Annotated in this window: 23 protein-coding genes and 1 pseudogene; 12 read left to right on the top strand and 12 right to left on the bottom strand. The window is 58.6% G+C overall.

The genetic code is table 11. From position 1 onward, the window contains the following. Positions 1-87 precede the first annotated feature (87 nt). The 3 genes from ACTJK5_RS01750 to ACTJK5_RS01740 all read left to right on the top strand — a co-directional run bounded on the left by ACTJK5_RS01750 (position 88) and on the right by ACTJK5_RS01740 (position 5,178). The gene (locus tag ACTJK5_RS01750) at positions 88-3,483 is read left to right on the top strand and encodes a hybrid sensor histidine kinase/response regulator (RefSeq protein ID WP_440611697.1); all 3,396 of its coding nucleotides are present in this window, start codon (positions 88-90) and stop codon (positions 3,481-3,483) included. Continuing rightward, entirely contained in the window at positions 3,480-4,391 is a 912-nt protein-coding gene (locus ACTJK5_RS01745; protein WP_062426221.1) for a response regulator transcription factor, read from the top strand. The genes ACTJK5_RS01750 and ACTJK5_RS01745 overlap by 4 nt, the downstream gene beginning before the upstream one ends. Before the next feature lie 253 nt (positions 4,392-4,644). Next, positions 4,645-5,178: an AAA family ATPase gene (locus tag ACTJK5_RS01740; RefSeq protein WP_440611696.1), complete on the top strand. Its 534-nt coding sequence runs from the start codon at positions 4,645-4,647 to the stop codon at positions 5,176-5,178. A 255-nt stretch (positions 5,179-5,433) separates the two neighbouring features. Here the strand turns inward: ACTJK5_RS01740 and ACTJK5_RS01735 are convergent, their stop codons facing one another. The 7 genes from ACTJK5_RS01735 to ACTJK5_RS01705 form a co-directional block, all read right to left on the bottom strand. Beyond that, entirely contained in the window at positions 5,434-5,670 is a 237-nt protein-coding gene (locus ACTJK5_RS01735) for a hypothetical protein (protein ID WP_062426219.1), read from the bottom strand. Between the two features lie 259 nt (positions 5,671-5,929). Continuing rightward, a complete protein-coding gene (locus tag ACTJK5_RS01730; protein ID WP_062426218.1) occupies positions 5,930-7,048 on the bottom strand; it encodes a branched-chain amino acid ABC transporter substrate-binding protein in 1,119 nt (372 codons plus the stop codon). Between the two features lie 116 nt (positions 7,049-7,164). Then, positions 7,165-7,518: a DUF6867 family protein gene (locus ACTJK5_RS01725; RefSeq protein WP_062426612.1), complete on the bottom strand. Its 354-nt coding sequence runs from the start codon at positions 7,516-7,518 to the stop codon at positions 7,165-7,167. Between the two features lie 253 nt (positions 7,519-7,771). Next, on the bottom strand, positions 7,772-8,497 hold the full coding sequence (locus ACTJK5_RS01720) for an ABC transporter ATP-binding protein (RefSeq protein WP_062439933.1): 726 nt from the start codon (positions 8,495-8,497) through the stop codon (positions 7,772-7,774). Then, on the bottom strand, positions 8,497-9,363 hold the full coding sequence (locus ACTJK5_RS01715; protein ID WP_062439932.1) for an ABC transporter ATP-binding protein: 867 nt from the start codon (positions 9,361-9,363) through the stop codon (positions 8,497-8,499). Before ACTJK5_RS01715 ends, ACTJK5_RS01720 begins: the two co-directional genes overlap by 1 nt. Then, a complete protein-coding gene (gene livM / locus ACTJK5_RS01710) occupies positions 9,363-10,757 on the bottom strand; it encodes a high-affinity branched-chain amino acid ABC transporter permease LivM (protein WP_111850344.1) in 1,395 nt (464 codons plus the stop codon). Before livM ends, ACTJK5_RS01715 begins: the two co-directional genes overlap by 1 nt. A 4-nt stretch (positions 10,758-10,761) precedes the next feature. Further along, a complete protein-coding gene (locus tag ACTJK5_RS01705) occupies positions 10,762-11,664 on the bottom strand; it encodes a branched-chain amino acid ABC transporter permease (protein ID WP_062426214.1) in 903 nt (300 codons plus the stop codon). Between the two features lie 375 nt (positions 11,665-12,039). Here ACTJK5_RS01705 and cysQ point away from each other — a divergent pair, with 375 nt between their 5' ends. Both cysQ and sciP read left to right on the top strand, forming a co-directional pair. Beyond that, positions 12,040-12,816, top strand: coding sequence for a 3'(2'),5'-bisphosphate nucleotidase CysQ (gene cysQ / locus ACTJK5_RS01700; RefSeq protein WP_144621378.1), 777 nt, complete (start codon positions 12,040-12,042; stop codon positions 12,814-12,816). Between the two features lie 356 nt (positions 12,817-13,172). After that, entirely contained in the window at positions 13,173-13,448 is a 276-nt protein-coding gene (gene sciP / locus ACTJK5_RS01695) for a CtrA inhibitor SciP (RefSeq protein WP_062426213.1), read from the top strand. Positions 13,449-13,754: 306 nt separating this feature from the next. Here the strand turns inward: sciP and ACTJK5_RS01690 are convergent, their stop codons facing one another. After that, positions 13,755-14,105: a flagellar export protein FliJ gene (locus ACTJK5_RS01690; protein ID WP_113225560.1), complete on the bottom strand. Its 351-nt coding sequence runs from the start codon at positions 14,103-14,105 to the stop codon at positions 13,755-13,757. A gap of 445 nt (positions 14,106-14,550) precedes the next feature. On the opposite strand from ACTJK5_RS01690, the gene ctrA reads away from it, so the two are divergent. Then, positions 14,551-15,255, top strand: coding sequence for a response regulator transcription factor CtrA (ctrA, locus tag ACTJK5_RS01685; RefSeq protein WP_062425123.1), 705 nt, complete (start codon positions 14,551-14,553; stop codon positions 15,253-15,255). 107 nt (positions 15,256-15,362) lie between these two features. Further along, complete coding sequence (locus ACTJK5_RS01680) at positions 15,363-15,878, top strand: N-acetyltransferase family protein (RefSeq protein ID WP_440611695.1); 516 nt, start codon at positions 15,363-15,365, stop codon at positions 15,876-15,878. A gap of 106 nt (positions 15,879-15,984) precedes the next feature. On the opposite strand, the gene chpT is transcribed toward ACTJK5_RS01680, so the two are convergent. Then, on the bottom strand, positions 15,985-16,644 hold the full coding sequence (gene chpT / locus ACTJK5_RS01675) for a histidine phosphotransferase ChpT (RefSeq protein ID WP_062425125.1): 660 nt from the start codon (positions 16,642-16,644) through the stop codon (positions 15,985-15,987). Between the two features lie 335 nt (positions 16,645-16,979). Here chpT and ACTJK5_RS01670 point away from each other — a divergent pair, with 335 nt between their 5' ends. Both ACTJK5_RS01670 and ACTJK5_RS01665 read left to right on the top strand, forming a co-directional pair. Beyond that, entirely contained in the window at positions 16,980-17,576 is a 597-nt protein-coding gene (locus ACTJK5_RS01670) for a DUF1134 domain-containing protein (protein WP_062425158.1), read from the top strand. A 266-nt stretch (positions 17,577-17,842) separates the two neighbouring features. Further along, entirely contained in the window at positions 17,843-18,952 is a 1,110-nt protein-coding gene (locus ACTJK5_RS01665) for a hypothetical protein (protein ID WP_440611694.1), read from the top strand. Positions 18,953-19,050: 98 nt separating this feature from the next. Here the strand turns inward: ACTJK5_RS01665 and ACTJK5_RS01660 are convergent. Then, positions 19,051-19,775, bottom strand: a pseudogene (locus ACTJK5_RS01660) (3-keto-5-aminohexanoate cleavage protein). A 154-nt stretch (positions 19,776-19,929) separates the two neighbouring features. Continuing rightward, entirely contained in the window at positions 19,930-20,862 is a 933-nt protein-coding gene (locus ACTJK5_RS01655; protein WP_440611693.1) for a LysR family transcriptional regulator, read from the bottom strand. A 130-nt stretch (positions 20,863-20,992) separates the two neighbouring features. Here ACTJK5_RS01655 and ACTJK5_RS01650 point away from each other — a divergent pair, with 130 nt between their 5' ends. Next, complete coding sequence (locus ACTJK5_RS01650; RefSeq protein ID WP_313557317.1) at positions 20,993-21,709, top strand: SDR family oxidoreductase; 717 nt, start codon at positions 20,993-20,995, stop codon at positions 21,707-21,709. 197 nt (positions 21,710-21,906) lie between these two features. Then, positions 21,907-22,146, top strand: a complete 240-nt coding sequence (locus tag ACTJK5_RS01645; RefSeq protein ID WP_062439919.1) for a hypothetical protein — start codon at positions 21,907-21,909, stop codon at positions 22,144-22,146. Between the two features lie 56 nt (positions 22,147-22,202). Here the strand turns inward: ACTJK5_RS01645 and ACTJK5_RS01640 are convergent, their stop codons facing one another. Further along, positions 22,203-23,090, bottom strand: coding sequence for a DMT family transporter (locus ACTJK5_RS01640; RefSeq protein ID WP_113180732.1), 888 nt, complete (start codon positions 23,088-23,090; stop codon positions 22,203-22,205). A 219-nt stretch (positions 23,091-23,309) separates the two neighbouring features. On the opposite strand from ACTJK5_RS01640, the gene ACTJK5_RS01635 reads away from it, so the two are divergent. Further along, entirely contained in the window at positions 23,310-24,608 is a 1,299-nt protein-coding gene (locus tag ACTJK5_RS01635; RefSeq protein ID WP_062425131.1) for an adenylosuccinate synthase, read from the top strand. Positions 24,609-24,654: the final 46 nt, after the last annotated feature.

The raw sequence follows: 24,654 nt of genomic DNA, 5'->3' as shown, positions 1-24,654 counted from the left end.
CGCTAGTGGATGGTCGGGTCAAGCCCGACCGTGACGCCGGAGAGAGATACGGACACCAAACTCTAGTGGAGGCTGTGGAACACTGGCATGGCCGCACGGCAACGCATCATCCCCGTCAGACGCGAATATAACCGCTGGGTCGCGAACCAGACGCTGGAAGATTACGCGCTGCGATTTACCGCCAAGAGCGCCCGGCAATTCTCCTCAAGCCGCATTTCTCACACCGCGATCGGCGCGATCTCCTTTCTGGCGCTGGAAGCCATCGGCGGCGCCATCACCCTTTCCTACGGCACGACCAACGCCTTTTTCGCCATCGTTGCTGCTGCGATCGCCATGCTGCTCGTCGGCCTGCCGATCAGCCGCTACGCCATCCGCCATGGCGTCGATATCGACCTTCTGACGCGCGGTGCAAGCTTCGGCTATATCGGCTCGACCATTACCTCGCTGATCTACGCCGCCTTCACCTTCATGCTCTTTGCTATCGAGGCGTCGATCATGTCCGGCGCGCTGGAACTGGCGCTCGGCATTCCGCTGTGGATCGGCTACATCATCTCGTCTGTCATGGTCATTCCACTCGTCACCCATGGCGTGCGCCTCATCAGCAAATTCCAGATCCTGACGCAGCCCTTTTGGATCGTCCTCAACGTCCTGCCCTTTATCTTCATCGCCCTGATGGACTGGCAGAAGTTCGATCTCTGGCTCGCCTTTTCCGGCATTCATCATGCCTCCGCCGTGCCCGGTGAAATCGCCTCTTTCAACCTCATCGAATTCGGTGCCGCCTCCGCCGTCATCCTGGCGCTGATGTCACAGATCGGCGAACAGGTGGACTTTCTGCGCTTCCTGCCCGCCGAAGGTCAGAGCAAGTGGCGCCACAAGTTCGGCGTTTTCCTCGCCGGCGCCGGCTGGGTTCTGGTGGGCGTTCCCAAGCTTCTGGCGGGCTCCTTCCTGGTGGTGCTGACGCTGTCCTCCGGCGTACCGGTGGATCGTGCCGCCGACCCATCGCAGATGTATCTGACTGCCTTTGGCTACATGATCCCGAACCACAATGCCGCGCTGATCCTGATGGTGGCCTTCGTCGTCGTGTCGCAGTTGAAGATCAATGTGATGAATGCCTATGCGGGCTCGCTCGCATGGTCGAACTTCTTCTCGCGGCTCACCCACAGCCATCCGGGCCGCGTCGTCTGGTTGGTCTTCAACGTGGCGATTGCGCTTCTTCTGATGGAGCTTGGCATCTATCGGCTGCTGGAAGAAACGCTCGGCATCTTTTCCATCGTCGCCATGGCGTGGCTTTGCACCATCTCCGCCGATCTCTTCATCAACAAGCCGCTCGGTCTTGCCCCACCCGGCATCGAGTTCAAGCGCGCCCATCTTTACGACATCAACCCCGTCGGCGTCGGAGCCATGGCGCTCTCCGCAACGATTGCACTCAGCGCCCATTTCGGTCTGTTCGGCACGCTTGCCGCATCGCTGGCGCCCTATATCACCCTCATCGTCGCCTTCATCGCCTCGCCGCTGATCGCCTGGGGCACGAAGGGAAAATTCTACCTGGCCCGCAAGCCGCGCCAGAAGTGGAAGGAGCTTTCCAGCATCACCTGCTCCATCTGTGAGCATCCTTTCGAGCCGGAAGACATGGCCTGGTGCCCCGCCTATGCCGGTCCGATCTGTTCGCTCTGCTGCTCGCTGGACAGCCGCTGCCACGATATGTGCAAGCCGAAGGCGCGACTGAATTATCAGACGGCCCAGGTGGCAAAGACCTTCCTGCCGGAACGACTCGTCGCCAAGCTGTCGACCCGGCTTGGCCGCTATGCCATCTTCTCGATACTTGCCGTGGCCGCCATTGGCGGCATTCTGGGGCTGATCGCCCATCAGGTCGGCACCGGCACGCCGGCGACGGCGGATGTCGTCAACCGCACCATCCTCATCGTCTTCTTCGTCTTTGCCGTCATTGCCGGCATCGTCTGCTGGTTCCTGGTGCTCGCCCATGACAGCCGTGTCGTGGCGGAGGAGGAATCCTCGCGCCAGAACACGCTGCTGCTCAAGGAAATCGCCGCCCACCAGAAGACCGATGCCGCGTTGCAAAACGCCAAGGAAACCGCCGAAGCCGCCAACCGCGCCAAGAGCCGCTATGTGGTGGGGCTCAGCCACGAATTGCGCACGCCGCTCAACGCCGTGCTCGGCTACGCTCAAATCCTCGAACGGGACGAAACCATCCCCGCGCCGCGCCAGTCCGCCATCAAGGTCATCCGCCGCTCCGCCGATCACCTCTCCGGCCTAATCGACGGTCTCTTGGATATCTCCAAGATCGAGGCGGGACGCCTGCAGGTGCAATCCAACGAAATCAACATTCAGGATTTTCTCGACCAGATCATCGACATGTTCCGCCCACAGGCGCAGGCCAAGGGGCTGACCTTCCGTCATGAGCGCGCAAGAGGCCTGCCGCAATATGTGCGCAGCGACGAGAAACGCCTACGCCAGATCCTCGTCAACCTGCTCTCCAACGCCATCAAGTTCACCGACGAAGGCACTGTCAGCTTCGACGTCACCTATCGAAGCCAGGTCGCCACCTTCACCGTCACCGATACCGGGCGCGGTATTGCGCAAAAGGATCTTGCCCGCATTTACGAGCCTTTCCAGCGTGGCGAAGCCGAAACCATCAAGCCGATGCCGGGGCTTGGCCTTGGCCTCACCATCACGCAGCTTCTCACCAACACGCTCGGCGGCGAGATCTCGGTGGAAAGCGAGAAGGATGTCGGCTCGACCTTCCGGGTACGGCTGATGCTCTCCTCCGTCGATCGGCCGAGTACGGCACTCGCACCGGAAAAGAAGATTGTTTCCTATGCCGGTCCACGCCGCACCATTGTCGTTGTCGATGACAATGAGGATCACCGCGACCTGATGATGGAGGTGCTGTCGCCGCTCGATTTCGTCGTGCTGACGGCGCAAAGCGGGCCGGACTGCCTGGCGCTGATCGAGGCGATGCAGCCGGACGCTTTCCTCATCGACATCTCCATGCCGGGCATGAGCGGCTGGCAACTGGTGGACAGGCTGCGCGACGCGGGGCAAACGGCGCCCATCCTCATGCTCTCTGCCAATATCGGCGATACAGCGATCATCGGCGCTGGGACGGATGGCCATAATGACACGCTGTCAAAGCCCGTGGATATCCGCAAGCTCTGCGACCGGCTGGCCGTTCATCTCAGCCTGCAATGGGTCTATGATACCGACCTACCCCCAGTCTCATTGCCCCAAAGTCGAGCAAAGCCCGGCGCAATACAGGCACCGGCACCGGCTCATTTACAGGATCTGATTGCACTTGGCGAAATAGGCTATATTCGTGGTATCGAAGCCAAGCTTGATAGCCTTGCGGCTGAACCTGAAAACCTCGCCTTTACCGAAGAAGCCCGCCGCTTCGTGCGCGCTTTCGACCTCGCCGGCTATGCCGATTATCTCCAGGCTTTCGATAGAAAGGACGGACACGGATGAACCGATCGTTGCAGCCCCGCGATATCGTTCTTCTGGTCGATGACAGCCCGGAAGCGCTCGGCTTTTTGACCGAGGCGCTGGAACAGTCCGGCTTCTCGGTGCTGATCGCAACCTCGGGACAGGCAGCCCTCAACATCGTCGAGCGTGTGACGCCCGATCTCGTGCTGCTCGATGCCGTCATGCCGGGCCTGGATGGCTTCGAAACCTGCCTGCGCCTGAAGGCCAATGCTGCGGTGGCGCAGGTGCCGGTGATCTTTATGACCGGGCTGACCGAAACCGAACATGTGGTGCGCGCGCTGGAATGCGGCGGCGTGGATTATCTGAGCAAGCCGATCAATATCGACGAGCTGCGCGCCAGGCTTCGGGTCCACCTCTCCAATGCCCGCTCGGCCCAAAGCGCGCGCGTGGCGCTGGATGCGGCTGGCCGCCACCTTCTGGCCGTGCGCGCCGATGGCACGATCCTCTGGTCCACGCCACAGGCAACACGCCTCATCAACGCCGCAACCGGCAGCAATGATGGTCTCGATATCGTGTCGCGCACCATTGGCGAATGGATGGAGAAGCAGGCCTCCCGTGACACGCCGCTGGTGATCACTCAGTCGGATCGGCCTTCGCTGCAATTTACGTTTCTGGGTGCCGTCGGCGCCGACGAATATCTCTTCCGCCTTACCACCACCAACGACAAATCCGGCGACGCTTTACTGCGTGACCGCTTCTCGCTAACGACGCGGGAATCGGAAGTGCTGGTCTGGATCGCCAAGGGCAAATCCAATCGTGACATCGGCGAGATTCTCGGCCTCTCGGCCCGCACGGTGAACAAGCATCTGGAGCAGATCTACGTCAAACTCGGCGTCGAAAACCGCGCCTCTGCCGCAGTAAAAGCGGCAAATGTGCTGCACGATAGCTGAGACTGCGGGCCGTCCGTCTCCGCCGCCTTCCTGCCCGATAAGTAACCTCTGATCTGCGAGCCCTAGCACGCTCCACAGCGTCACGCTCCGTTGCGCCCTTGCCGCTTGATCACGACGAGGCTGCACCATGTCGCCCATCAAGGCGCCGTGCGTCCTACAGGGCGCGCAAAGGACGCTCCACCTTTTTGAATTGACCCATCGCCTTTCCGAAAATCGAGGCCGATTTTCGGGCTGATGCTGTAAGGATAAACCCATGGCCAAACTCGTCATCCTCTCCGGCTGCTCCGGCGGCGGCAAATCCACGCTCCTCTCAAACCTTTCAAAACACGGGTTCGCCACGGTGGAAGAACCCGGCCGACGCGTCGTCGACCAACAGCTGAAAACGGGAGGCACAGCCCTCCCCTGGCTCGACCTCGAAGCCTTCCTTGAGCAAGCACTTGCGATGGCGGAACGGGACTACGCAGACGCCCGCAACACATCAGGCATTTCGATCTTTGACCGCAGCCTGATCGACGCCGCCTCCGCGCTTCGCCATCTGGGAGACGACCGCTGGTATGAGAGACTGCGTAGCGAATTTCGTTACGACAATCGGGTCTTCCTGACACCGCCGTGGCCCGAAATCTACGCCACCGACAACGAACGCCGCCACGGCTTCGGGGACGCCGTAGATGAATATGAGCGGCTCTGCCGCGATTACGATGATCTGGGATATGACGTCGTCACGCTGCCGAAGACGGGCGTTGATGAGCGCGTGGAATTTGTGCTGAAACTGCTTCAAGACTCATGAAAAAAGAAATGCCCGCATAAACCGACACGAAGCAAAAATCCCGAACATCGAAGCTAAACTGCGTCGGCGCCTCATGCCGATCTCCCCCCTTGAGGGGAAAATGTCCGGCAGGACAGAGGGGGGTAGCCACGGCTTACATCCCCCACAATGCAAAAAAGGCGGAACTCCGTCCGCCACATACACCCACCCAACAAAGAACAGCATCGCACCTGTCCTCCCCTCCGACACCATCGGAAGGGAGACCAAGCGCTGAGATTAGCGGCAAACGCGCGTCTTGCGGACGATGATCTCACCGTGGCGGCGGATGCGTTCCTTCTTGACGAAGCAATCGCGCGGGGCATGGCGGTAATGGCGCGGGCGGTATTCTTCACGGACCGGCTCACGCATGACGCGCTGCGACGTCGTTACGGTGACGGTTTCAGCGAAGGATGGTGCGGTGACCGAGAAGAACGACGCGGCGGCGAGCACTGCGGAAACAACAAGCTTTTTCATTCATGAACTCCTGAATTGAGGCTGCGGGAAACGTGGCGCGTCGCAGCCGGTTCCGCCTATCATCACATTTATCTAATTTATCGTGATCAAACATGCTCAACGGGAGTTCCATCCCCGCCCTTTCTTCGCCGGGAACGAGCGCCGGACGCCCAACAGAAGACTGAGCTTTCCTCCAGAACCCGATTCTACCGGGAGCTAAAGAACGAAAAAAGCCCGGCATCGCTGCCGGGCTTCATCAATCTCAAATCCAGAAAGCAGATTACATGCCCTGCTGGAAGTAGCTGTACTTGCCGTCCGGGCCCTTCTTCCACTCATACATGACGTAGCCAGGAAGCTTCGGGTCGCCCTTTTCGTCGAAGGAGATATCGCCGAGAACGGTCTTGAAGGTGCCCTTCTTCAGCGCTGCAGCAACGGCTTCAGCGTCGAGAGAACCGGCAGCCTTTGCACCTTCGGCAATCACCTGAACGGCGGCGTAGGAGTAAAGCGTGTAAGCTTCAGGGTTGAAGCCTGCAGCCTTGAACTTCGCAACCAGGTCCTTGTTGTCCGGACGCAGGGTCGGATCAGGACCGAAGGTGTTCAGCGTGCCTTCAACGGCGTCGCCAGCAATCGAAGCCAGTTCGTTCGAAACGATACCGTCACCGGAAACGAGCGTGGCCTTGAGGCCCTGGTCCTTTGCCTGACGGATGATCAGGCCGGCTTCGGTGTGGAGGCCGCCCCAGTAAACAACGGAAACGCCAGCTTCCTTCATCTTGGCGATGAGGGCGGAGAAGTCCTTGTCGCCGACATTGACGCCTTCATAGATGACTTCCTTCACGCCAGCGGCGTTGGCAGCCTTCTTGGTCTCATCGGCAAGGCCCTGACCATAAGGGGTCTTGTCATGAATGATGGCGACCTTGGCATCCTTGAAGTGGTCCGCGAGGTACTTGCCGGCGATGCCGCCCTGCTGGTCGTCACGGCCGCAGGTACGGAAGGTGTTCCACAGGCCGCGCTCGGTGAAGACCGGGTTGGTCGCAGCAGGCGTGACCTCGAGAATGCCGTTTTCAGCATAAACCTCAGATGCCGGAATGGAAACGCCGGAGTTGAAGTGGCCGACGACGAACTTCACGCCATCGGCTGCGAACTTGTTGGCAACCGAGATGCCCTGTTTGGGGTCGGACACGTCGTCGCCGAGAACGATCTTGATCTTCTCGCCGTTGATACCGCCAGCAGCATTGATGTCCGCTGCGGCCTGCTCTGCACCCTTCTGGAGCTGAGCGCCGAAAGCAGCGTTAGGGCCAGTCAACGGACCACCGACGCCGATCAGGACATCGGCCCATGCCGAACCGCTGAACGCGACCATTGCGGTCAGCGCAACTGCGGAAAGAAGAGACTTCTTCATTATATTACTCCCAGTTCCTTTGATTGGGTTGGTTTTCTCGACCTGTCCAGCACCCAAATTAACTGTCCAGGCTGCTCCTCTCAGGAGGGAATTCTGATTTCAGAAAAACCCGTCTGTCAATGTTTCTTCTTATAGGAAAATGCCGATGTCCGGTCGTATAGCCAGTAGTAGTTATCGACCATCTGGCTGGTCCGACGGATGCGGAAGCCCGCCGTTGCGAAGGCCAGGAGAACCGCGACATCGATCAGGTAGTAGAAGCCGTTCAACAACGGACCGGCAAAGAGCGCGTAATGTAAAAAGCGCATGACGCAGCCCAGAAGCAGAGCGTAAATCACCACCTGCGGATATTGACCCCAGCCATCGGCAACGGACTTGCCTGTACGCCAGGCAGTCCAGAAGCCGAGAAGAACGACGAGGCCACGCAAGATATAGCGAACGCCACTATCGGTTTCGAAAAAAAGGCCCTGCATCTTTTCCCCAATCAGCACCGCCGCCACGAGAAGCAAACGATCCTGTTTTCTGTTTCGCTTGACCGTTTTCCGGCAAGCTTTATTGTTTGTTTTTGATCCGCCAAACCGGCTATGCAGTCTGACAGGCTCTCAGCAGATTTGCGCCCAACGCCTTCGAAAGCAAGCATTTTTTCATGGGCAGCGGCACAAAATCATAAAAACTTTTGCGCCTTGTCAAAGGACGGGGATCGACGACCCCCGCACCCTCTCATCGTCAGTGGCGGCCGCCTTCGAGATAGGCTGCACGCACTTCCGGATTGGCGAGAAGCTCCTTGCCAGAACCGCTCATCGTCACCTTGCCATTGACCATCACATAGGCGCGGTCGGAAAGCTTCAGGGCCGCGAAAGCGTTCTGCTCCACGAGGAAGACAGTCAGCCCCTCTTCCTGGTTGAGCTTCTTGATCGCCTCGAAAATGCCTTTGACGATCAAAGGAGCCAGGCCGAGAGACGGCTCGTCGAGGAGCAGAAGTTTCGGACGCGACATCAGCGCACGACCGATGGAGAGCATCTGCTGCTCGCCACCCGAAAGCGTGCCGCCACGCTGGCTCTGGCGCTCCTTCAAGCGCGGGAACATGGTGAAGACCTTCTCGACATCTTCCTTGAAGTATTTGAGGTTGTCGAGATTGGCGCCCATCTGCAGATTTTCCAGCACCGACATGCGCGGAAAAATTCGGCGGCCTTCAGGCGACTGGGCGATGCGCTTGCGGGCAATCATATGCGTCGGCAGGCGGGTGATATCCTCGCCGTCGAAAATGACTTCGCCATTGCGTGCCTGAGGCGCGCCGCAGATCGTCATCATCAGGGTCGACTTGCCGGCACCGTTGGCGCCGATCAAGGAGACGATCTCACCCTTTTTCACTTCCACATCCACGCCAGCCAGAGCGCGGATATTGCCGTAATAGGTTTCAACGCCTTGAATTTTCAGGAGAGTGTCAGACATCAGACTGCTCTCCCGTCAAGTTCTTCTGCAATCACTTCTTCCACTTCATCGTCCTCGACACCAAGATAGGCGGCAATGACCTTGGGATCGTTCTTCACATGATCGGGCGTACCGTCAGAAATCTTCTGCCCATATTCGAGCACCACGACGTGGTCGGAGATTTCCATGACGACCGACATGTCATGTTCGATCAGAAGCAGCGAGGTTCCCTCGTCGCGAATGCCGCGCAGGAGGGCGTTGAGCGCAAGCGACTCCTTCGGGTTGAGACCGGCGGCCGGTTCGTCGAGGCACAGAAGCTCAGGCTCGGTGCACATGGCGCGCGCAATTTCCAGACGGCGCTGCGCGCCGTAGGAAAGATCGCCCGCCGGATCGTCGGCACGATCAATGAGATCGGCCTTCTCCAGCCAGTATTTGGCCTTTTCGACCGATGCTTCGGCCGCATGCGTATAGGCCGGAAGCCCGAGCAGGCCGAGGATGGTGTAGCCGGAGGCCTTCATCAGCCTGTTGTGTTGCGCAACCAGCAGGTTTTCCAGAACCGTGAGGCCTGAAAACAGGCGGATATTCTGGAAGGTACGGGCAACCTTGGCCTTCTTGGTCACTTCGAAGTCCGGCAGACGCTCGAGCAGATGCTCCTCGCCATTGCTGCGCACCATGGTGATCATGCCCATCGTCGGCTTGTAGAAGCCGGTGATGCAGTTGAACACGGTGGTCTTGCCGGCCCCGTTCGGACCGATCAGCGCGGTGATATCGCCGCGCTTCACATCGAAGGAAAGGTCGTTGATCGCCATCAACCCGCCAAAGCGCATCGACAGATGTTCGACCTTCAGGATGGTATTCTTGTTCATCGCAGTGTTTCCGGAAGCCATCAGCCGTGACCTTCCTTGGTGAAGCTGCCGGAGACAGACTTGCGTTTCTTCAGGAAGGCCGTGGGTTCACGCGAGCCGACAAAACCGCGGGGCTTGAACAGCATGACGATAACCATGGCAAGGCCGAAGAGCAGCATGCGGTAAAGCTCTGGCGTGAAGTCCGGACCGAAGACGTGCTTGAGGAATTCCATTTCACGCAGCAGTTCCGTACCGCCAACCATGACGACGGCAGCAATCGCAATACCGGTCAGCGAGCCCATGCCACCAAGAACGACGATGGCGAGGATGACGGCCGATTCAAGGAAGACAAAGCTCTCCGGAGAGACGAAGCCCTGACGTGCGGCAAAGAAGGACCCCGCAAAGCCACCAAACATCGCACCTGTTGCAAAGGCGGTGAGCTTGGTCTTGACCGTATCGATGCCGAGCGAACGGCAGGCGATCTCATCTTCACGCAGCGCTTCCCAGGCACGACCGATCGGCATGCGGCGCAGCTTGATGGTGACATAGGCCGTCAGCATGCACAGAAGCAGGATCACGTAGAAGAGGAAGATCTTGTAGTAACCCGACGACATCGGCAGGCCGAAAGCCTTGGCGAAGTTGTTCGGCGCACCAACATCGAAAGACCAGATACCAAAGACCGAAGCCTTGGCAATTCCGGAAATACCGAATGTGCCTCGGGTCACATCCGTCCAGTTCAACAGAACAAGCCGGATGATCTCACCAAAGGCAAGTGTGACGATGGCGAGATAGTCGCCGCGCAGACGCAGCACCGGGAAGCCGAGAATGATTCCCCAGAAGGCGGCAAGAATCCCGGCAAGCGGCAGAAGCACCCAGAAGGACAGGCCGAAATAGCTGGACAACAGCGCGTAGGAATAGGCGCCGACGGCATAGAAGGCGACATAACCGAGATCGAGCAGACCCGCCAGACCGACGACGATGTTCAGACCCCAGGCGAGCATCACATAGATGAGGATCTGGATACCAAAATTGTCGACGAAGATCAGCGACCCCTGAGCGCCTCGGAAATAGACGGCGACCATCGGATAGAGCAGCAGGAACACCAGCGCGATTTTCAGGAAATGCTTGTGGAAAAAGTTCTTTTCCTCGGAGATTTCCAGAATGCCAGCCTTGGATTTGGCGAGCTTGCGGCGGTCGAGATGCGGCTCGATGACGCCGACCACGACGAAGCGACCGATGGCGGCAACGGCGACGAAGATCGCCAGGAGACCCCAACGTGTGCCCCAGACCAGCTGGTTGTTGATATCCTGATAGGTGACGATGCCCACATAGAGCAGGAACATGCCGAGGGAAACGAAGCCAGCAATAATGGCTTCCTTCACCGCTCTTGCCATGACGTCCTGCTCGGCGGTGTTGTCAGAAGGAATGTTTGCCATGTGCTTAAACCTTCTCGACTTCCGGACGGCCCAGAATGCCAGTCGGTTTGAATATCAGCACGAAAGCCAGGATACCGAAGGCGGCCACGTCCTTGTAGGCGATGGAGAAATAGGCCGACCAGAGCGACTCGATAAGGCCGATCAGAAGACCGCCGAGAACGGCACCCGGAAGCGAGCCAATACCGCCCAGAACCGCAGCCGTGAAAGCTTTCACGCCGGGGATGAAGCCGTCATTGAACGAGGCCACGCCGTAATACATCAGATACATCGTACCGGCGACGGCGGCGAGCGCTGCACCCATGACGAAGGTCACCGAAATCGTCCGGTCGACGTCGACGCCAAGCAGCGCCGCCATCTTGCGATCCTGCTCGGTGGCGCGCTGTGCACGGCCAAGCGGCGTCTTGTTGACGATGTACCAGAAGGCAAACAGCAGCACCGAGGTGATGGCCACGATGAGAAGCTGCTTCAGCGAAATGGTGATTGCGCCGAAATGATACGTCTCGGTGACCATGGGCGGGATCGGCTTGTTGCGCGGACCCTGCGTCACCTGGATGAAGTTCGACAGCACGATCGACATGCCGATTGCCGTGATAAGCGGCGCAAGGCGGAACGAGCCGCGCAGCGGACGATATGCGACGCGCTCGATTGCCCAGTTCCACAGGCCCGTCACCAGCATGGCAACGACCATCATCACCAACAGAAGAATGGCGACCGGAATGCCTGCGATGAAGGATGTGAGAATGAGAAAGACGATCAGCGCGGCAAAGCCGCCAAGCATGAAAATATCGCCGTGAGCGAAGTTGATCATGCCGATAATACCGTAGACCATCGTATAGCCAATAGCGATGAGGCCGTAGATCGATCCAAGAGTCAGCCCGTTGATGAGCTGCTGGATAAAATACTCCATATTTTTCCCCCGGGCACGTCCTCAAGTTGGAACGCACCTCGTTTATGTTGCTTCCTGAGGGCTCTCATTGCTGTTTTGGTCCCTCTTGACCCAAACCCATATCGCGTTCGTTAAAAATGTGAAGCTAAAAAGGTGGAAATATGCACAAAATTTAATGTTGACCCACGGATTGCTGCAATCGGCATCAAAAAGATGATGAAAGCGGCAACAATGCCCGAAATTTTAAGCGCGGAAGACAACCACTTTGTGTATAAATAGATATATTTGACCATCGCTCTCTTCAGGCGTAACCAACCTTCACCGGATCGCTTCTCGTGATGACAGAAAGCCTTGCAGCAGAAGGGCTGTGGGCTTGCGGGTTCTGAAGGAATGGAAATGCTGGAAAGTCTGATCGCCGCGGCTTTGAGCGCTGGTAGGGAAATCATGGCGGTTCATGCCGCAGGTCCGCAGGTCACCTATAAGAATGACTGTTCTCCCGTGACAGAGGCAGATCAACGCGCTGAAGACATCATCCTCTCCTCTCTTGCACGCCACTATCCCGACATTCCCGTCGTCGCCGAAGAAGCTGCCGCCAGCGGCCATATCCCAGAAATTAAAAGCGACTTTTTCCTCGTCGATCCCCTGGACGGAACCAAGGAATTCATTTCCGACAAGCAGGATTTTACCGTCAATATCGCGCTGATCCGCAACGGGACTCCGGTGCTCGGCGTCGTCTATGCGCCGGCCCTTGGCGTGGCATGGACTGGCGAAAAGGAGACGGCGCGCAAGCTCTTCATCTCAGGTGAATTCGAGCCGGTGTCGAACCACTCCATTCGCTGCCGTGCCAAACCGCCCATGCCGGTCGCCGTCATCAGCCGCTCCCATTGCACGCCGAAGACCGAAGCCTTCGTTGCCGAAAACGGCCTGATCGACAGTATCTCTATTGGCTCGTCGCTGAAGTTCTGCATGCTCGCGGAAGGGGCCGCCGACGTTTACCCGCGCTTCAGCCGCACCATGATGTGGGACACCGCCGCAGGGGACGCGGTGCTCAGGGCTGCCGGTGGCATCACGCTCGATATGGCGGGCCTGCCGCTGCGCTACGAAATCGACCAGAGCAATGACGACATGCTGGCCAATCCCGACTTCATCGCCTGGGGCGCTCCCCCGCGATAAGAGCCTCCCGTATGGTCGCAGGAGTCTCTCCTTCCCGAGCGACTTGGCGCCCCAAAGGTGCAATCTACAGCCATGTGAAGAGCTGCGTGCGGGCCTGCAACGTGACCCGTAGAAGCCTCAGCCGCCCATCCGCGCGACCCTTGCAACCTCTCCCAGATTCCGTTTCTGGCGAAAAAATTTTTGACAATTCCGTGAGCGGTAAAGCGCTCATTTTGCGCGTATGTGCCGCGAAGCACGAACAAACGCAGCGAAATCATTCAAATTGTTAATAAATTATCTCTGCACGCTTAGGTATTTTTTAAAGGTACGCCCCTAAAGTGCCCAGCATATGGTCTTGAGTTTGTGTAGAGTGTCCAATGACCGAAATGATACGCCCGCGAGTTAAATATGTCATCGGCCCCGATGGCAGCCCCTTGACGATTGCCGATCTGCCACCAGCCGACACCCGTCGCTGGGTTATCCGCCGAAAGGCCGAAGTCGTCGCCGCCGTGCGCGGGGGTCTTCTCAGCCTGGAGGAAGCCTGTGAGCGCTATACGCTGACAGTGGAAGAATTCCTGTCCTGGCAGTCGTCGATTGCAGATCATGGCCTCGCCGGCCTGCGCACCACGCGCATTCAGCAATACCGCCACTAAGAGTTTAGGCTTGGGCGCATTGGTTGCGTCCAGCCTTGCCAGATACGGCGTCACCCCATCCCGCTCATCCGGGACGGCGTGGCGCTTTTTTGTTTTCGGGCTTAGCCCTGTCTTAGTCGCAAGTGGTGGGGATTTCTCCCCTGCCCTCAATCTGATCGGTCACTAACCCATAAAAAAATCCGCCCGGCTTTCGCCAGGCGGACCGTCATCTACAAAAATGACACAGCGTCATTGAAAGCAGCCTCCTGATCAGCTGGCCGCCGTCAATGACGTCAGGATCAAAGCACCTGCGTTAACGCAAAAGCGTCAGGCGCGGGCGCGCACCGCCGTATCGCGGTTTTCCAGTGCTGCGGCCTTGTCATACTCGGCCTGCACTTCTTCCAGAGAGGCTTCCGCGGCTTCCTGCTGCATCTTCAGCTCGCGAATGGAGACCTGAAGGTTGTCGGCACGTTGGCGCGCAGCTTTGGCAAATGTCGGATAGGCGAAGTGGCTGGGATCGGTGATCCCGGACTTGCTTTCTTCCAGCGAGATCTGATGGACCAACTCCTTGGCCATCCGTTCGAATTCGGACATCATCGACTGCAGCTGCTGCAACTGACGACGTTTTTCGTTGACCTGAAATTCCTTCAGGCGAACTAGGCTGTCACGCGACTTCATACTCAATACTCCGTGGATAGCGAGACCCCGGTTCAAACAGGAACCAACCCGCCACTCCGGCTGTGCCGGAATGATTCTTAAAAGTTACCCGCCATTAATAAAAAAACTGCGCTGTTAACTTTTCATTTACGGGCATCGTTAATGATAAGGGAGATCATTTAAGGGTCGGTAAATGCCAAGCCCAAAAAACCACTGGGCACGACAATGCAAGAGTCGATTGAATCACTTAGGGGGTTTTCCTCATCTATTGGTTCATGTTTGGCGATGAGGGATTCACGTTGAAAAACAGCAGAGTGCCCGAATTATTTAATAAATTCTGCATACCTTGCCAAAGGAGAGAAGAATTTGTTAACCATTTGGTGGCAGCCTGCAAATCAGGCAACGTCTGGATCCGCATCGCGCAAAGGCATTGATTTACCAACCGCGGGCGGCAAAGGGGATAATTATGCGGGTTCTACTTATTGAAGACGACAGCGCAACGGCTCAGAGCATTGAGCTGATGTTGAAGTCAGAAAGTTTCAACGTCTATACGACCGACCTCGGTGAGGAAGGCGTGGACCTTGGAAAGCTCTACGATTACGATATTATCCTTCTCGATCTCAACCTCCCGGATATGTCCGGTTACGAGGTCTTGAGAACGCTCCGTCTCTCGAAGGTCAAGACACCGATCCTCATTCTGTCGGGCATGGCTGGTATCGAAGACAAGGTGCGCGGTCTCGGCTTCGGCGCCGACGATTACATGACCAAGCCGTTCCACAAGGACGAGCTGGTTGCCCGCATTCACGCCATTGTGCGCCGCTCCAAGGGTCACGCCCAGTCGGTCATCGCCACCGGCGAACTGATCGTCAACCTGGATGCCAAGACTGTTGAAGTCGGCGGCCAGCGCGTTCACCTGACGGGCAAGGAATACCAGATGCTGGAGCTTCTGTCGCTCCGCAAGGGTACCACGCTCACCAAGGAAATGTTCCTCAACCACCTTTACGGCGGTATGGACGAGCCTGAACTGAAGATTATCGACGTGTTCATCTGCAAGCTGCGCAAGAAGCTCGCAAACGCAGCAGGCGGCGCGAACTACATCGAAACCGTCTGGGGCCGCGGCTACGTGCTGCGCGAGCCGGACAGCAACACCGAATATCTCGAGACCGCCTGATTATCTCCTGAACATGCCTCCCAAGCATGATTGTCATGACAAACCCGCCGTGCAAACGGCGGGTTTTGTTTTTTGCGAGACCGCGAGACAATTGGAAAGAGCGTGCCATGGCGATTCGCAAAGCCTCAAAAGACGACGCATCAAGCCTTGCGGCACTCTCCATCGAAGTCTGGATCGGCACCTATCTCAGGAACGGCGTGTCGAAATTCTTTGCCGATTACGCCCTCTCGACCTTCACCACGCAGATATTCGAAGCCTTCATCGATGATAAAAACGAGATCGTTCTCGTCTCCGACAATAGCAACGGCATAGACGGCTTCGTGCGCGTCACGCTCGAAAGCCCCGCCCCTATCGAGAATGGCCCGGAAACAGAAGTCGCAACGCTCTATGTTCAGCCGCGACACAAGGGAAAAGGCATCGGCAAACGGCTTCTCGATGAAGCTTTCATGCTAAGCGCGGAACGCGGACGTGACGGCGTGTGGCTCGCGGTCAACAGCGAGAATCAGGACGCCATCGCCTTCTATCAACGTCTCGGTTTTACGCGCGACGGCCAGACTACGTTTCGGATCGGCGAGCAGTCCTACGCCAACGAGGTGATGGTGAAGCGTCTTTTGAAGACCTAGCCAAGCGAATCGCAATATCAGTGATGGGGGCAACAGCTTTGAAGCCACCCCCACATCTCACTCGGCATGAAAAAAATGGGCCACCTCACGGCAGCCCACATCAGAATCAGGCCGCTTCGGCAGCCCCGGCCATGGAGGCCGTGAAGACCACGCGGTCCTCATGAATCTTGTACTCAATCTTCATGCCAGCTTCTTCCGCCAGCAGCAGCGTGTAGTAAGGCTGGACGGAATGGGCGTCGATCGCCTCTTCTTCCGTGCCTTCGGCTAGGGCTGCAAATTTGGCGGGCACGCGCATCATGCGGCCCTTGACGGTGATTTCGAAGCGGGCATCGCCTTCGGGGTTTTCCAGGACGATATCCGCATTGCCGCCGCGCGGGATCGCGCCATAGGCAACGAGGAAGAGGTTCAGCAGCAGCTTGACGCGGTTCTTGGCGACGATGGCGCGCGGACCGGACCAGGTGACTTCCACCTTCTTTTCCGCAGCGGCAAAATCCTTGGCGGCCTTTTCCGCTTCGCCCGTGTCGATCGACGCGCCGGCCGAGCCGGAAGCACCGAAGGCAAGACGTGCAAACTTCAGCCTTACGGAGGCATTCAGCGCCGAGGTGCGGATCAGGTCCAGCGCATCGGCATCGGTGCCGCCTTCGTCGAGAAGTTCAAGACCATTATTGATGGCTCCGACCGGCGAAATGACGTCGTGGCACACACGGCTGCACAGAAGTGCCGCCAGATCCGGGCCGGAGAGCGAGATATTGAATTTTGATGTCATAGATTTTCTCCTGCGCGGATGGAGCGCGGACCCTATAAAAATTGCTTCAGCATTGGCCCGGAAATCGGAACCGACTTTCGGAAAAGCACGACGCGTCACCTCAAACTGTTGGAGCGCCCCACGGGCGTCCGAAAGGACGCGAGGCGCTCTCATGAGCTTTTCCTTGTTAAATACAATATGTCCTGTCGAAAACGTGCTTCGCCGGACCGATTCCATTTAGCAAGGAAACGCTCTAAGCCATAATGACACCATATTTGGTAAACCGATTGTTAATATCATGGTCTCAAAATGCCAAATGTCTTAACACGGCAATGGTAACAAACAGACGGACGGAACTGACGATGCGACTTAACCAACTCCGCACCATCGCACGCCTCGGACTGGTAAAGATTTTCGTGATGCTCGCGAGCCTGTCTTTGTCGGCTGCGCAGGCATCGGCACAAAGCAGCGATCAATACACAATCCAGGAAATTGTCGATGCCGGTCACGGCTTCTTCGGCGAGACGACGGGCGGCCTTGCAAAGGTCGTGGAACGCGCATTCCAGCAATATGGTCTGCCGAACGGCTACATTCTCGGCCAGGAAGGCTCCGGCGCCTTTGTCGCAGGCCTCACCTATGGCGAAGGTACGCTTTATACGAAGAATGCCGGCCAGCATCCGGTCTTCTGGCAGGGCCCCTCGCTCGGTCTCGATTACGGCGGCCAGGGCACGCGCGCCATGATGCTCGTCTACAACCTTCCTTCCGTCAACGCGCTCTATCGTCGTTATGGCGGCGTCAGCGGCTCGGCCTTCATCGTCGCCGGCGTTGGCATGACGGTTTTGAAGAACAGCGACGTCACCATCGCCCCGATCCGCACCGGCATCGGCGCGCGTCTTGGCATCAATGTCGGCTATCTGAAGCTCACCCCGCAGCCGACCTGGAATCCTTTCTGATTCGTCAGCCGCTCACTTTTGCAGTAAAGTCCTCTAACGCGACTACAGCATCGGCCCGAAAATCGGAATCGATTTTCGGAAAGCACGATGCGTAGCTTCAAAAAGGTAAAGCGTCCTTTGTGCGTCCAATAGGACACACGGCGCTTTAGCGTGTAAGGCGATGACCGCCTGGCGCAAGATTGCCATGACAGTCTTCGCCGCGACGATGAAATGAGCTGCCATTTTGGGTCATCGACCCATGGCGCTTCCTGTGGAGACGACCACGCGTGATTGAGTACGCCCTTATTTTCGGCCTTGGTTTCCTCTGCGCAATTTTGCTGGTTTCATTGATTGCCCCTGCGATCCACCGGCGCATCGTTTCCTATACCGAAAAGCGACTGCGTGCGACGATGCCGATGAGCCCGCAGGAGGTGCGTGCGCAAAAGGATATGGCGCGTGCGCTCTATGCCGCGGAAAATGCCCGCACCCGTCAGGAACTGGATTCCGAGCGGGAAAAGGCTCTGGCGCTGAAGTTCAAGAATGAGGCGGCCCAGGGCGATGCCGGACGGCTTCTCGCCGAGACCCGCGAACTGAAACTGCAGCTCGAGCAGATGACGCTGGAGGCGGGCGACCTGCGCGCCAAGGCCCGCCGTCATGAGGACGCCGTCGCCCGGCTGACGACCAAGCTCAACGATGCCGAAGAAACGGCGATTGCCCGCACCCAGGAAATCTCCAATCTCACCAAGCGCGTCAGCGCCATTTCCCGCGAGCTGGACGATCTCAAGATCGCGCTGTCGGCCCGCGATCTGGAAGTGGAGCAGGGCAAGAGCAAGGCAACCTCCTGGCGCAAGGAGCGTGAGGATATCACCCGCCAGCTGGAAGACGCCGCTGCCAAGGCCCGGGAAACGGCCCAGCATATGAACCGCGAGAGCCGCAAGATCGCGCGGCTTGAAGATCAGCTTGCCAAGGAAATGGCGCGCAATGCCGATAGCGAAATGCTGCTGGAGCGTCGCGCCCAGGAAATCGCCCGCCTGAAAGAGCGCATGAGCGGCAATGATGCAAGCAAGGACGCGCTGAGCACCGCCCCTCTTCCGCTCATTCAGTCTGAAACCTCTGCGGAAACGCCGGAACGGCTGTCGCGCGAAATCGAGGATATCCGCAATCAGAGCACGGCGCTGACGGAGCGGCTGTTGAACATCAAGGGCGACACCCATGATGAGGCGATCCGCAACGAGATCAGCCAGATTGCCGCACGCATGATCGCGCTCACTGCCGCGCAGGAAGGCGAAAGCTCCACCATTCCCGCCCTCATCGCCAATGCCGAAAACGCCGGTGGCCGCCAAAGCCTGGCAAACCGTGCCAGCGAGTTGATGGCGCGCCGCGCCGGGTCATCATGAGAAGGATGCTCACGCTGTAGCGAGGGCGAGCACCAGCATCGGCGCTCTCGGGAGTAGATGTAGCCTCGGCCACGCGCAACGAGGCACGGCGTGAAGGATCAGCTGACCCATCGGTTTGGCGCGAATATTGCCACAGCCGCGGCGACCAGCTCGGCATTCCCGCTGGACAGGGTCCCATCCGGCTTTGACAGGCCGTCTTCCAATCCGACCCGCGTCGACCAGCGCCGCTCGCGCGCGCGTCGCACGAAATGCCAGACGGTCGCATCGAAGCCGTGCAGCAGGATCGGCCGGGACAGCCCGGCGTCGGCCAGCACCTGCGCGATGCCATCGGCGATCTCGTCGGCTTTGTTGATATTCTGTTCTTCGATTTCGATCAGCACCCGGAACGGGGGCGGACAATCCGGCATCGAAGCCGCTCCGCGTCGGCGATCGTCGCCAGACCGGCTTCGATGCCGACCCCGATCCTGTCAAGAAGCGCCATCACCGCGGGAGCATCCGGTTCGCAGAGATTGACCGAGGCATAATCGGGCCGCTCACGCCAGGCCGCGATGCGTGCCCGCGTGGTTGCCGCATCTGCTTCGATCCATGCGCCCGTGGAAACGCCGATCAGCGTGCCTGGGCAGGCGCGGCGCATGGCGTGGATCGTGTCATCGACGGCCGCAAGGCTCTCCCGGCCTGCATCATCGCGCGGGTGAATGTGCAGTTCGGCCGCACCCGCCTCGATCGAGGCAACACCATCGCGGACCATGGCGTCGACCGTCAGGGGCAAATTCGGATGGTAACCGGCGGGACGGGCTCCGTTGATGCAGGCTTGGACGATCATTTGAACTTCCTGTCGCTTTTGTTGTGGCGGACGTGGCTTCCCAGATTTTGCCGGCAGCATCGGCCCAAAAATCGGAATCGATTTTCGGAATGCGCGATGCCTGGATTAAAGACGATAAAGCATCCCTTGTACGTGCAATAGGAGGCACGGCGCTCTAGCGGCCATTGCCCTCCGGTTTCGACAACGGCGCGGAGGACCGGCATACGGCAATGACCGTCTCGCGCAGCCAGCGATGCGCGGGATCGGCTTCCATGCGGGGATGCCAAAGCGCCACGACGGCGATCTCCGGCGTTTCCACTGGTAGCGGGAAGCTTACCAACCCCTCTTCGAACCATGGATCGGACAGGCAGGATTGCGTGACCAGCGCGACGAGATCGGACTGGCGCGCAATCCGCAAGGCATCGGGAAAGCCTGGCACCACGGCCACGATCTCGCGGGTAAGGCCGAGCGTCTCAAGAGCGTCATCGACCGGCCCGGTGAATTGCCCGCGCCGGGACACGACGACATGCCGGGCGGCGGCATACCGCTCAGGCGTCACCCGTGTTGAGAGCAGCGTATGCCCCTGTCGGACAACGCCGACAAAGCGGTCGCGAAAGAGAAGATGCGTTCTAACCTCGGGCGCAAAGTCGCCCAGCACTCCGATCTCCAGGTCGATCGTTCCGTCCCGGAGCGGTCCCGCCTCTTTAACCGGCTTCGGCGCAAAGCGAAGGCGCGCATGGGGAGCGGTCGCAACCACCGCGGCGACTAAGGAAGCGGAAAACAAGGCGATGAAACCTTCATTGGCCCGGATCGTGAAGGTCCGCTCCAGCGTGGCCAGATCGAGGCTGCCGTCCTGCGGGCTCAGAACGGCACGCACATCGCGCGCCAGCACATGAACGCGATCACGCAGCGCGATGGCGCGTGGCGTTGGCACCAGCCCGCGACCTGCCCTCACGAGCAGAGGATCGCCGGTCGCGGCACGCAATCGGGCAAGCGTCCGGCTCATGGCGGATGAACTGAGGCCCAGCCGCCGCGCTGCCGCCGTTACACTGCCTTCAGTCAGAAGCGCATCCAGTGCTGGCAGAAGATTGAGGTCGATGGTGTCCATCGAAACACTCTATCCGATACCCGACAGATGCATAGCGTCTTGTGCAATAATAGTTTGCATCCTGTGCGTCTGGCGCATTTCACCTGCGAGGAGGATGATGACGTCCGACATCAAAAGGAAAGGCGAGATCATGACCTCAAACCATGCAAACGAAACCAAGGGAACCACTCTCATCGTCGGCGCATCGCGCGGACTTGGCCATGCAATGGCGGCAGAATTTTTGGGACGCGGCTGGAATGTGATCGGAACGGTGCGCGGATCGGATCGAAGCTTGCTGCACGACCTTGCTGACGCACATCCAGGCCGTGTTGAAATCGAACAGCTCGACGTCACAGAACCTGAGCAGATCGCGTCGTTACGTGATCGGCTGGCGGAGAAACAGATCGACATCCTGTTCGTGAACGCTGGTACGGCGAACACCAATCAGGATGAGACCATTGCGGAGGTGTCAACCGATGAGTTCATCCGCGTGATGGTCACGAATGCGCTTAGCCCCATGCGGGTGGTTGAAGGCTTGCAGGATTGCGTGACGCCGGCTGGTCTGATCGGCGTCATGTCGTCCGGGCAAGGCAGCATTTCCAACAACACGAAGGGCGGTCATGAGGTCTATCGCGGCTCCAAGGCCGCGCTGAACCAATATATGCGGAGCTACGCGGCTCGCCATGCCCACGATCCTCGCGCCTTGGTGCTGATGGCGCCAGGCTGGATCCGCACCGGACTTGGCGGCCCCGATGCGCCCTTCGGCATGGAAGAGACCGTACCACAGATCGTTACCACGCTTCTCGCGCAGCAGGGAAAGCCAGGTCTTCGCTATCTCGACCGGGAAGGACGTGACGTTCCCTGGTGAGGATCGCCGAAAAAAAATGCGATGAGCGGCATTAAAAATAAAGACCGATAAAATTCTACCGATCGATTTAAACGCCCCGAAAATTTTGCCTCGTAATGTCGTCTTCAACAGAGGCCGGACAACAAAAGAAAAACCGGCCCGGTAACCGAAGCGCAAAAGAAACCGGCGGGCAAGCCGGCCACGAAACGGGGTTAGACATGTTGAAGAAGCTTTTCGCAGCCGCACTGTGCGGCATCGTTATCGCATCCATCGCAAGCCACGCCGACGCGGCAGGCCCCGGCGGTCTCGCCAGAAGCTTTGCCAAGATCGAGCGGAACCTCATTGCATCGGCCCCATCGATCACACAGGGCGAGCAAGTGGACATCGAGCGCAAGGCCGCGATCGCCTCACTCGACTTCTACTTCCAGCGCTTCGACCAGTTCGAAAAGCTGCGCTGAACCGAATATCCAAGAGATTCATGACCGACTGCCGCCCGTCGTTGCGCCCTTGTGGCCTACACGACAGGCGGCTTTTTTCGTTCGGCCACCGCAATGCCGCCAAGTGCGAGCAAAAGGGCGATGATCTGATAGAGATGAAGCGTCTCGCCGATGATCATCACCGATAGAAAGGTGCCGAAAACCGGAATGAGGTTGATGAAGAGCCCGGCGCGGTTCGGACCGATCTCTTCCACACCCTTGATGAAAGAGATTTGCGCCACGAGCGACGGAAAGAGTGCGGTATAAAGAACAATCGCCCAACCCTTCGCTTCGGGCCAGATCGCCTGATCGCTCAAGACTTCCCATCCCATCAGCGGTATGGAGGTCAGAAGAGCGGCCGTCGCTGGAATGGCCATCAGCGTGCGCCAGTCAACTGCCGGCTTCCAGCGCAGGATCACGGTGTAGATCGCATAGGCGAGCACCGCGAGCAGCATGATCGCATCGCCTGGATTGAACTCAAGCCGCACGAGCGACATCAGATCGCCGCGGGAGGCGAGAAGCGCAACACCGAAGATGGTGAGGATGAAGCCGATGATCTGGACGGCCAGCACCTTCGTGCGGAAGAGCGCGAAGTTGAAGATGAAGATCACTGCCGGAATGACAGCCTGGATGACCGCGGCATTGATCGCGGTTGTGTATTTCAGCGCCGAATAGAGGGCCGCGTTGAAACAGGTGTATCCCACCGTGCCGAGGATGAAGAAATAGGGCAGCCGCTTTTTGACAACCGGCCAGTCGCGGGCCAGTTGCGGCAGGGAGATCGCGACAATGATCGCAACTGCAACGACCCAGCGCAGAAAGGTCAGCACCATCGGGCTGATATGGCCCACCGCAAGCTTGCCCGCGACGGCATTGCCGCCCCAGCACAATGCGGCAATGGTGAGGACGAGATAGGCTCTGGAGGGCACGGGCACAGAACTTTCATTCAAAGACGTGCCCGATTTCTGCACTCGCCCTCACAGCTTCGCAAGGGCAGTTGCACGCTTTTCAGCCATAGGATGGGCACAATTATCCTACAAAAGCAAAATTCCGCTGCATAAACAGGGTCGCTTTCCGCAAAACAACGCAGTATAGATTTGCGGGTTTGAGATAGGGGCGCCCCGGCGCCATGAGCAGGAAAGCAAGAAATGACGAATGTAGTCGTGGTCGGCTCGCAGTGGGGCGACGAAGGCAAGGGTAAGATTGTTGACTGGCTCTCCGAGCGCGCCGACGTGGTCGTGCGCTATCAGGGTGGGCACAATGCCGGTCATACGCTTGTCATTGATGGCGTCAGCTACAAGCTGTCCCTGCTCCCTTCCGGCGTCGTTCGTCCTGGCAAGCTTGCCGTCATCGGCAATGGCGTAGTGGTCGATCCTCACGCGCTGATTGCGGAAATGGGCCGTCTGGAAGCCCAGGGCGTCAAGGTGACGGCTGAGAACCTGCGCATCGCCGACAATGCCACGCTCATTCTGTCTCTGCACCGCGAACTGGACGGCATGCGCGAAGACGCCGCCTCCAACAGCGGCACCAAGATCGGCACCACCCGCCGCGGCATCGGTCCCGCCTATGAAGACAAGGTTGGCCGTCGCGCCATCCGCGTCATGGATCTCGAAGACCGCGAAGCGCTGTCGGCCAAGGTCGACCGCATTCTGACCCACCACAATGCCCTTCGTCGCGGTTTCGGCGCTGCCGAAGTTGCGCATGAAACCATCATGGAAGAGCTGACATCGATTGCCGATCGCATTCTTCCCTTCAGCGAAACCGTCTGGCTGCTGCTCGACAAGAAGCGCCGCGCTGGTGCGCGCATTCTGTTCGAAGGCGCGCAAGGTTCGCTTCTCGATATCGACCACGGCACCTATCCCTATGTGACGTCGTCCAACACGGTGGCGGGTCAGGCGGCTGCCGGTTCCGGCATGGGCCCGGGCTCGCTCGGCTATATTCTGGGCATCACCAAGGCCTATACGACGCGCGTTGGCGAAGGCCCCTTCCCGACCGAACTGCACGACGAGATCGGCCAGTTCTTGGGCGAAAAGGGTCATGAATTCGGTACCGTTACGGGCCGCAAGCGCCGCTGCGGCTGGTTCGACGCGGCATTGGTGCGCCAGTCGGTTGCCACCAACGGCATCACCGGCATTGCGCTCACCAAGCTCGACGTTCTCGATGGCCTGGACGAACTGAAGATCTGCGTCGGCTATAAGCTCGACGGCCAGGAAATCGATCACCTTCCGGCAAGCCAGGGCGCACAGGCCCGCGTCGAGCCGATCTACATCACGCTTGAGGGCTGGAAGGAATCGACCGTCGGTGCCCGCAAGTGGGCGGACCTGCCGGCCCAGGCGATCAAATATGTGCGTCAGGTCGAGGAACTGATCGGCGCGCCCGTGGCACTGCTGTCCACCAGCCCGGAGCGTGACGACACCATACTTGTGACTGACCCGTTTGAGGACTAATGTCCTCGGCGATCAAACTTCATAAACCATTTCGGGTCAGCGTGTT

The organism is Agrobacterium sp. 22094 (genome assembly GCF_052046015.1).
Taxonomy (GTDB): Bacteria; Pseudomonadota; Alphaproteobacteria; order Rhizobiales; family Rhizobiaceae; genus Agrobacterium; species Agrobacterium cavarae.
The sequence above is the reverse complement of the archived record's forward strand: the minus strand, read 5'-3'. Positions and strand labels throughout refer to the sequence as shown.